Origin of the sequence: Nocardia sp. NPDC058497 (assembly GCF_042720195.1) — a bacterium.
Classification (GTDB): domain Bacteria; phylum Actinomycetota; class Actinomycetes; order Mycobacteriales; family Mycobacteriaceae; genus Nocardia.
Genome location: NZ_JBHXMY010000205.1, coordinates 1 through 9,497, shown reverse-complemented (window position 1 = coordinate 9,497; position 9,497 = coordinate 1). Strand labels below are relative to the sequence as shown.

Here is a 9,497-nt window from a genome sequence, read left to right as displayed (position 1 = left end):
GTTTTGTAACGGTGGCCGAAATGGTTACCAGCACTGTTATTTTCCGTGGTCCCGACCACCTCCTGCAGATCGCCGACCGAACCGGTGGCGTCCGGTGAGCGCACTCGACGACGCGTTGACCGCCACCCGCGACGCCGAGCGGCGCAAGGCCGCGCGGGCTTTGCTGAAGTTCCCGCTGCTCGGCGCGACCGGGCGGCACCGGGAATTGTTCGCGCTGGTGACCAAACATCAGCAACCGCTGCGGGAATGGTTCGACGCCGAGACCGGCTGGCGGCTGATTACCACCGGCGAAGCCGCCCGGCTGGCCAAGCTCACGCGCGACGCCGACCCGACCTTTCCCGCAGCTGAGGCCGGTGGTGCCAAACAGCCCTTCGGCCGCCGCCGCTACGTGCTCGCCTGCTTGGCGCTGGCCGTGCTCGAGCGCAGCGACCAGCAGATCACGCTGGGCCGCCTGGCCGAACAGGTGGTGCTCGCCGCGGCCGATCCGGCGCTGACGAGCACCGGAGTGGTGTTCACCATGGAACGCCGGGACGAACGGTCCGACATGGTGGCTGTCGTGCGGTTGCTGCTCGAGCTCGGTGTGCTGGACCGGGTCGTCGGTGACGAGCAGTCCTTCGTCAGCACCACCGGAGACGTGCTCTACGACGTGCGCAGGCGCACGATGTCGCTGCTGCTCACCAGCGCGCGCGGGCCGTCGATGCTGACCGAGGCGACCGACCGCTGCGCCGCGCTCACCTACGAGAGCCCGCCCGCCACCGACGAACTGCGCAACCGGCGCATCCGGCACAGGTTGACCCGGACGCTGCTCGACGAGCCGGTCCTCTACTACGCCCAGCTCACCGAAGCGGAATCGGCCTATCTCACCAGCCAGCGCACGATGATCTGCCGCCGGATCACCGAGGTCACCGGGCTGGTCGCGGAGGTCCGCGCGGAGGGGATCGCGATGGTCGACCCGTTCGACGACCTCACCGATGTGCGGATGCCCGAGTCGGGCACCGAGGGCCATGTCACGCTGCTGGTCGCTGAACGGCTGGCCGCTCTCGGAGCCGCGGTGCCTGTGGTCGAGCTGCACGCGATGGTGCGCGAGCTGGCCGGTGAATACACGCGCCAGCGAGTGTGGCGGAGCAGCGCCGCCGATCCCGGAGCCGCCGAGGAGCTGGTCGACACCGCGCTGGGCAGGCTCACCGCGTTGCGGCTGGCCACCTGGTCTCCGGGGGCGGCCGAGGTCACCGCGCTGCCCGCCATCGCCCGCTACGGTGTCGCCGCACCGACCATCACCGAATCCGGAAAGCCACGATGACCACCACCACCGTTCTGCCCGTGCCCACCGCGCAGCGCTGGAAGCCGTTGCGCGCGGGGCTGATCGACCTCTTCTACTACGACGAGCAGGAGTTCCGGTTCCGGGACGGGCGCTTGCTGTTGCGTGGGAACAACGGTGCGGGCAAGTCGAAGGTGCTGGCGCTGTTGATGCCGTTCCTGCTCGACGGTGATCTGGCCCCGCATCGGGTCGAACCCGACGGCGACTCGCGCAAACGCATGGAGTGGAATCTGCTGCTCGGTGGCGCCCACCCGCATTCCGAGCGCATCGGCTACACCTGGATGGAATTCGGGCGCGTCGACGAGGACGGCGTGGCGCGGTTCACGACCATCGGTTGCGGACTCAAGGCGGTCAAGGGGCGTGGCATCGCCGCGCACTGGTATTTCGTGTCCTCAGCGCGGGTAGGTGATCAGCTGCGGCTGGTCGGCGACCAGGGGTATCCGGTGAGCCGGGACCGCCTCGGCGAACAGCTGACCGGCCTCGGCGAACGCTACGACACCGCCACCGCCTACCGCCGCGCCGTGGACGAGTCATTGTTCGGCCTGGGCGAACTCCGTTACGCCGCGCTGGTCGATCTGCTGATCCGGCTGCGGCAACCACAACTGTCGAAGAAGCCCAGCGAGAAGGTTCTCGCGCAGGCGCTGACCGAGTCGCTGCAACCGCTGGACCAGGCCATTCTGGCCGATGTCGCCGAGGCGTTCCGCAGTCTGCAGGAAGACCGGGACGAGCTGGCGGAGATGAGCGCGGCGCTGACCGGCACCGAGACCTTCCTGCGCCAGTATCGCGAGTACGCGCGGGTGGCGGGGCGTCGCCAGACCACCCGGTTGCGGCATGCGCATTCCCGATATGAGCAGGTCGGGCGCGACTTGGGCGAGGCGAAGGCGGCGCTCGAGCAGGCTGGTGCGACCGAAACTCGCTTGCGGGCAGAGCAACTCACCGCCTCCGACGAAGCCGAACGGCTCGGAGCCCACCGGCAATCCCTGCACGACAGCGCCGCGGCCGATGCCGCCCGCGAGCTCGAGCAGGCGCGCGACACCGCCGAGCAGGCCGCCCGGTTGGCGAGTGACCGCGCCGATGACCGGGCCGATGCCGAGCGTGCCGCCGACCAGACCGCCGCCAGATTGCTGGCCGCCGAGACCGCTCTCGACTCCGCGGACTCTGCCTTCGCCACCGCGTGTGAGCAGGCCCGCCACCATGCCGCCCGCGCCGCACTATCGGCCGGCCACACGCGGGAGGTCATCGGCGAGCTCGACCGGATTCGAACCGTGACGACTGACGCCGATCCGCTGGCGCTCGTCCGCCGCAATGCCGAACGCCTGACCACCGGCCACACCGATGCGCTCAAGCGGATGCGTACGATGATCGCGCTGGCCGAGACCGCTGCGCGGGAGCTGGCCACGGCCAAGGCGCAGGTCGACAAGCTCGACGCCGAGCTGGCGGCGGTGGCCGACCAGGCCACCGCGGCCGACGCACAGATCCGGGCCGAAGCCGAGCAGCACACCGCAGCCGTCTCGGAATATTTGCACAGCACAATCGAATTGGTGCTCGACGACGTGACCGCGGTACTCGACGAGCTCGGGGCGTGGTCCTTGTCGCCCACCGGCGAATCACCACTCGTGGCGGCGGTCACCGTGCGCGCCGCGGCGCTGGGCGATGAGCTCACCCATGCCGCCGCCGACCTGCAGGCCGCCCGCACGGCCGCGGCCGAGGCGCGCCGTGAGCTGGAGGTCGAACTGTCGCGGTTGCGCCGAGGCGGCATCGAGTACCCGCCCGTCCGGCACACCCGGTCCGCGCCGGTCGCGCAGACTCCCGGCGCGCCGCTGTGGCAGCTGATCACCTTCATCGACGAGGTGGGTGAGGACGAGCGCGCGGGTCTGGAAGCGGCACTCGAGGCTGCGGGCATACTCGACGCCTGGCTGCATCCCGATGGTGTGCTGCGCGCGAGCGCCGGTCAGGTGATTGTGGCCGGGACAACGCCCGCGCCGGGGCCGAGCCTGGCCGCGTGCGCCACGGCCGATATCGATCGCACCGATCCCGGCGCCGCCGCGCTGGATCCCGCGGCGGTCACCGCGGTCCTGGCCGCGATCGGGGTGGGCGCTGACAGCAGTCATCACACGTGGGTCGACGGTGCGGGCCGGTTCCGGGTCGGTGTGCTCCACGGTGCCTGGCACAAGCCGGCGGCGCAGTACATCGGGGCGACCGCGCGGGAGCGGTTCCGGCTGGAGCGGATCGGTGTCCTGGAAGCCGAGATCGCCACGCGCACCGTCGAATTCGACCGGCTCGGCGCCAAGCTCGAGCAGACGCAGGATCGGCGACGGGTATTGCGGCACGAGGCCGCCGAACTGCCCGCCGATACCGGAGTGCAGGATGCGCACCGCGCGGCCGCCGCGCTGGCGGTGCGGCGTCGCGCCCTCACCGCCGATCATGCCGCCGCGATCGCCGCGACAGCCGTGGCCGAGACCCGCGCCCAGGAAGCGGCGGCCGACCGCGATCGCGACGCCGCGGACGTGGGTCTGCCGACGAATCAGCACGAACTCGACGGCATCGCCGACGCGCTCGCCGACTATCGCGTCTCGCTCGGCGCGATCTGGTCGGCCACCGAACGGGTGCGCGATGCCGCGCAGCGCCGCGCCCAGGCGGCCGGCGATGACGACTCCGCGCGGGAGCGGCTGCTCGCGCGCGCGGAAGCGGCCGAGGCCGCTCGGCTCGATGCACTGCGGGCAGGGGAACGGTTCACCACCCTGAACGCCAATGTCGGTGCCGAAGTGGCGCAGTTGCAAGCCCAGCTGCGGCAGAGCACCGTAGATCTGGCTGCCAACAAAGACCTCCAACGCAGGCTCGTTCGCGAACTCGAGCAGGCCCTGCGGGACCTGGGCGTCGCCGAGGGCAAACTCACCGAACTCACCGGCCAGCTCGAATCCGTGCGCGCCGCCCGCGACGAGCTGATCGGCGCCGTTCAGCGGTTCGCGGCAACGGGCCTGTTCGGCGTCGCTCTGCCCGATATCGATGTGCCCGACGGCGAATCCTGGTCCGCGGCTACCGCTATCGGATTCGCCCGCGCCGTCGAGGCCGCCGTGGTCGAGGTGGCCGAGGACGACAAAACCCTTGCCCGCGTCCAGCGACGAGTCGCCGAGGAACACAAGACTCTCGCCGATCTGCTGAGCGGACAAGGGAATTCGACCTCGATGACCCTGTTCGACGACGCCATCGTCGCCGACGTCGTCTTCCGGGGAAAACCAGCTACGGTCCCCGAACTCGCGGCCACCCTGCGCACCGAGGTCGACGACCGCGAGCGCCTGCTGACCGAGCGGGAACGCGAAGTGCTGGAGAACCATCTCGTCGACGAGGTCGCCTCGGCATTGCAGGAACTGATCCTGGGCGCCGAAGCGCAGGTCGCGCGGATGAACACCGAACTCGAATCCCGGCCGACCAGTACCGGAATGCGGCTGCGGCTGAGCTGGGTGCCCAGCGCCGACGCCCCGATCGGCGCCGCGGCGGCGCTGGCCCAATTGCGGCGCACCGCCGATGTGTGGAACGACGCCGATCGCGCCGCTGTCGGCGCGTTCCTGCAGCAGGAGATCGAACGAATCAGGACGGCAAACGGGGTCGGGACCTGGCTCGAGCACCTGACGACGGCCTTCGACTACCGCCGCTGGAACACCTTCGTCATCGAACTGCAGCAGCGTGGCCTGTGGCGCTCGGCGACCGGACCGGCCTCGGGCGGTGAGCGGGTGCTGGCTGCCAGCGTGCCGTTGTTCGCCGCCGCGTCGGCGCATTACGGGTCGGCCACCAACCCGCACGCACCGCGGATGGTGATGCTCGATGAGGCCTTCGCCGGCGTCGACGACAACGCGCGCGCCAAGTACCTCGGGTTGCTGGCCGCCTTCGACCTCGACGTGGTGATGACCAGCGAGCGGGAATGGGGGTGCTATCCAGAGGTGCCGGGCCTGGCCATCGCGCAACTCGCCCGCACCGACGATATCGACGCCGTACTGGTGACGCCGTGGGAGTGGGACGGGATCGAGCGGCGGCCGATGCAATACGCTGCGCCGGTGCCTGCCTCCGTGGCTCCACCGCCCGCCGAGGAGAGCCTGTTCTGATGCCGACCGACCTGCCACGGCTGCAGCGGGTCCTGGGCGGTCCCGACACCGAGTGGTTGGTGAACCGCCTTCGCGAGCGCGTGGCCGACGGCCGTCCGCTCACCGGATCGGTCCGGCTCGACCGGCCGAGCGCCCCGCAACGCGCGGCCATCGACAGACTTTTGGGGCGGCGGCCTGGTGCGGCCGGCTCGCTGAGTGTGTCGCTGGAGAAACTGGACGCGGTGCTCGTCCACGCCGGAATCCACACCGGGGGATTGGCCACCGCGGTCGTCGCACTGACCGGCCCGGTCGCGGTGCGCGCCGAAACCGCGGCCGCCGCCGAACAGGCATGGACGGCCGCCCTCGCCCCCGCCGCGGCCCTGACCGGCCGCATACCGGAACTGGCGCCCTGGTGGGAGCGCGTGACGCGCACCGGAATCGTGCGCCGAGCCGCCGGCGGCGATCCGGCGCGGGCGACCCGGCTGGTCGAGGACCTGGTCACCGTGCTCTCCGCGCTGCCGGTCGAGCGAGAACTGCTTGCCGTATTCGCGGCGCGCACGCTCGGCCATGCCCACCGGCTCGATCCCGACCGGCCGGTCACGGGGTTGGTGCTATCGGCGTTGCAGGCATGGGCCGACCTGCCCGCCGACGACCTCGACCGCCGCACCGCATGGTCGAGCGCGGGCATCGTGGTGGACGAACTGTCCAGTCGGGTACTGACACTCGGGTTGTCGGCGCTCCCCGGCACCGCTCTCGGCGACGCGGTGAATTGGTGGCGCAGTGCGGGAGAACCCATGATCCTGAGCCTGCGACTGCTGACCCGGACGCCGCCGGTCTTCACACCGGGCACCGATGTGTTCGTCTGCGAAAACCCGACCGTCCTCGCGGCCGCCGCCGACCGGCTCGGTCCGGCGTGCGCGCCGCTGATCTGCACCGAGGGACAGCCGGGCGCTGCGGTGACCACGCTGCTCGATCAGCTGACCGCGACCGGTGCCCGCCTGCACTACCACGGTGATTTCGACTGGTACGGCATCGCGATCGCGAATTTTCTGCACCGCCGATATGCCTGGCGGCCATGGCGATTCACCGCAGCCGACTATCTATCGGCTACCCCGGCCGCGGACCCGCCGAGATTGCAAGGCGTCGAACGCGCGGCACTGTGGGACGCGGAGTTGGCTGGCGCGATGTCCGCGCGGGGGATCCAGGTCGAGGAAGAACATGTCCTCGACGATCTGCTGGTAGATCTGGCGCGGGTCCACTGACCGACTTTCGTACGGGGTGCCGGCGGAGGAGGTCAGATCATCGCCGCCAGCATCTCCGGGAACCGATGCCGCATCGTCGCTCGGCCGCAGCGTGGATGGACCGCTCCTGGACTTTCGCCTGGCCCCTCGTTCGACATCACCACACCAGGTGAGCAGTTCGGTCACGCATCAACGGGCGACACGGCCGGTTGCCTGGTCCCGCTCTCGTCGGATTGGTAGGCCCGCACCGTATTCTCTGCTGCTGGTTGACAACTCGCACGTGGGATCCTCACACTAGCGGGAGGGCGTGGGCCTGAGGCGGACGTCGCTGCGAGCTGACCGAGCTGTGTTCACACCACGCACCAGGGGAAGGTCAATGGCTGTCTTCATCAGCTACCACAGCAGCAAGCGGCCCGTCGTCGAACACATCGCCGGGTACTTTCAGCGTCGGGGGATCACCACGTGGTGGGCGCCGCGGGACATCCCGCCTGGGTCGAAGTGGGATGAGGCGATCTCGGTAGCCATCAGAGACGCATCGGCATTGGTTCTGTTGTTCTGCGCCGGGGCCGACTCGAGTGTCCACGTCAAACGCGAGGTCTCGCTTGCCGACCGCGCCAAGATTCCTATCTACTGGGTGCGTTTGGAGCAGGTGGAGCCCAACGGACTCGGCTACTACCTCTCGCCGACCCAGTGGGTGGATTGGCTGGACAGACGCGACGGCACTCTGGAGGGCTTGGTCGCGGATCTGCTCAATCCCGCTGTTCGTGGTCGGGAGCTCGAGCAAAGTCAAGGGCATCAGCAGGTCACGCCGGCGAAGGTGACGGGTTGGCCGGCGGGCGTCGTAGCCTTCGACAGCGAGTCGCAAGCCGCCGAGACTGCCGCGCACACCTACTTTCGGGCGGCCAACGAGATGCCGCACCGCAGTGTGATCCTGCCGACGGGACGCGCAGGGACTCAATTGTTCGGCGCCATGCTGCGCATCGCCGACGAATACCAGCCGCTGCCGTTTGGTTCCGCACCGATCCTGTCCGACACCGAGACCTTCGGTGTCTTCGACCGGCACGATTCCTCCCGTACCCGCCATGTCCTCGAAACGCTGATCGAGCCGTTGGGTGACCGCGGCCTCGGTCCCGCTACGCGGCAACTGCAGTTGCTGTCGGGACAGATCAACCAGAACTCCGACCCACTGCAGTCGACCCGGCGCATGTTGCGCACGTACCCTCCTGCGGTGCATGGGATTTCGGTATCACCGGACGGCGAGGTGCTCGGCTATGAGGTCGGGGCGTACACCGAGCCGGACGACATCGCCGGCGACGGTTGCCGAATCGTCGAACTGAGTGAGCATGGTCGTCGCTACATCGATCCGAACCAGCCATCGAGGTCGGTGATCACGATCGGCCTTGCCGCGGCCATCGAATGCTCGGCACTGATGATCCTCGCGTTCGATCGAAGCAAGTCACGAATCATCCACCAGATGTCGCACTTTCCGGCGACCGCGGGAGTGCCTGCGACACTGCTACGGCGCAATGCCGGCGCGGTGATCGTCACGACCAGGCGCATCGCTGAGGAAGCTGAACTCGAGCACGTCCACTATCCGATCTCGGCCAAGGCAGGTAGCGAATGGATCTTCAGCAAGTGTTTGTGAGACCGACTCCCACCGTGGCAGTCGTCGGAATGGCCACCATCGACTACCTGTATGTCCTGGACAGTCATCCTGCCGAGGACAGCGAGAACCCGGTGCGCCAGCACGAGGTGGTGATCGGAGGTCTCGCCGGGCGCGGTGCGATCGCGGCCGCACGATTGGGTGGTGAAGGAGTCGCCCTGTCGGCGATGTGCGGGACCGGTGTCCATGAATCGCCCCGGCGGGTCGGGAGACTTCATCTTCTGAGGAAGGATGAAGTTCGTGAGTTCGAAGAAGTACCCGCCGGAACTGCGTGAGCGGGCCGTCCGCATGGTTGCCGAGGTCCGCGACCAGCACGAGTCGGAATGGGCCGCGATCGGCGCGGTCGCCGACCTGCTCGGCGTCGGAACCGCCGAAACCGTCCGCAAGTGGGTCCGCCAGGACCAAGTCGATGCCGGCGCGCGGCCCGGGACGACCAGTGACGAGTCGGCGGAGTTGAAGCGGTTGCGGCGCGAGAACGCAGAACTCAAGCGCGCCAACGCGATCCTGAAAGCTGCGTCAGCTTTCTTCGCGGCCGAGATCGACCGGCCGCAACGCTGATCTGCAGGTTCGTCACCGAGCACCAGGGCCGCCGCGAGCGCGGTGGCCTGCGGTGGGGTGTCGAGTCGATCTGCGCCGCGCTCGGTGAGCTCGGCGTAAACCTTTCCACCTCAACCTATTACGAACAACGCAAACGAGTGGCCAGCAAGCGGGAGCAACGCGACGACCAGTTGAAGCCGCAGATCGCGCGTGTCCACGGCGAGAATTTCGGCGTTTACGGTGCCCGGAAAGTATGGCTGCAGCTGAACCGGGAAGGCCATCGGGTGGCCCGTTGCACCGTCGAACGGTTGATGCGCGAGCTCGGCTTGCGGGGCGTGACCCGCGGCAGAATCAAACGCACGACTGTCGCGGATCCGGCCGCTGACCGGCCGGCGGATCTGGTGCAGCGGCGGTTCGCGCCGGCTGCGCCGAACCGGCTGTGGGTCGCCGACATCACCTACGTGTCGACCTGGTCCGGCTGGGTATACGTGGCCTTCGTGATCGACGCCTACGCGCGAAGGATCCTGGGCTGGCGCACGTCCACGTCGATGACGACCGCGTTGGTGCTCGACGCGATCGAACACGCGATCTGGACCCGCGAACGAGCCGGATGGGACGTGAAAGATGTTGTCCACCATACAGATAGGGGATCTCAATAC

The 9,497-nt window shown here is 68.8% G+C and carries 5 protein-coding genes and 1 pseudogene; all 6 read left to right on the top strand.

Going from position 1 to position 9,497, the window contains the following annotated elements; translation table 11 throughout:
* The first annotated feature begins 94 nt into the window (after nucleotides 1-94).
* Nucleotides 95-1,300, top strand: a complete 1,206-nt coding sequence (locus tag ACFWPJ_RS15915; protein ID WP_378851888.1) for a TIGR02678 family protein — start codon at nucleotides 95-97, stop codon at nucleotides 1,298-1,300.
* Nucleotides 1,297-5,418 carry a TIGR02680 family protein gene (locus tag ACFWPJ_RS15910; RefSeq protein ID WP_378851886.1) on the top strand — a complete coding sequence of 1,374 codons (4,122 nt, stop codon included), beginning with the start codon at nucleotides 1,297-1,299 and terminating at the stop codon, nucleotides 5,416-5,418. The genes ACFWPJ_RS15915 and ACFWPJ_RS15910 overlap by 4 nt, the downstream gene beginning before the upstream one ends.
* A complete protein-coding gene (locus ACFWPJ_RS15905; RefSeq protein ID WP_378851883.1) occupies nucleotides 5,418-6,659 on the top strand; it encodes a TIGR02679 family protein in 1,242 nt (413 codons plus the stop codon). The genes ACFWPJ_RS15910 and ACFWPJ_RS15905 overlap by 1 nt, the downstream gene beginning before the upstream one ends.
* Before the next feature lie 355 nt (nucleotides 6,660-7,014).
* Nucleotides 7,015-8,283, top strand: a complete 1,269-nt coding sequence (locus tag ACFWPJ_RS15900) for a TIR domain-containing protein (protein WP_378851882.1) — start codon at nucleotides 7,015-7,017, stop codon at nucleotides 8,281-8,283.
* Nucleotides 8,284-8,312: 29 nt separating this feature from the next.
* A complete protein-coding gene (locus tag ACFWPJ_RS15895; RefSeq protein WP_378851880.1) occupies nucleotides 8,313-8,576 on the top strand; it encodes a hypothetical protein in 264 nt (87 codons plus the stop codon).
* Nucleotides 8,533-9,497: pseudogene (locus tag ACFWPJ_RS15890) on the top strand (IS3 family transposase); the annotation flags it as partial. The gene ACFWPJ_RS15895 and the pseudogene ACFWPJ_RS15890, both read left to right, overlap by 44 nt.

Bases quoted from the DNA above. Each gene is read 5' to 3' on its own strand.
- ACFWPJ_RS15895 (WP_378851880.1), top strand. From the start codon at position 8,313: ATGGCCACCATCGACTACCTGTATGTCCTGGACAGTCATCCTGCCGAG.
- ACFWPJ_RS15910 (WP_378851886.1), top strand. From the start codon at position 1,297: ATGACCACCACCACCGTTCTGCCCGTGCCCACCGCGCAGCGCTGGAAG.
- ACFWPJ_RS15900 (WP_378851882.1), top strand. From the start codon at position 7,015: ATGGCTGTCTTCATCAGCTACCACAGCAGCAAGCGGCCCGTCGTCGAA.
- ACFWPJ_RS15905 (WP_378851883.1), top strand. From the start codon at position 5,418: ATGCCGACCGACCTGCCACGGCTGCAGCGGGTCCTGGGCGGTCCCGAC.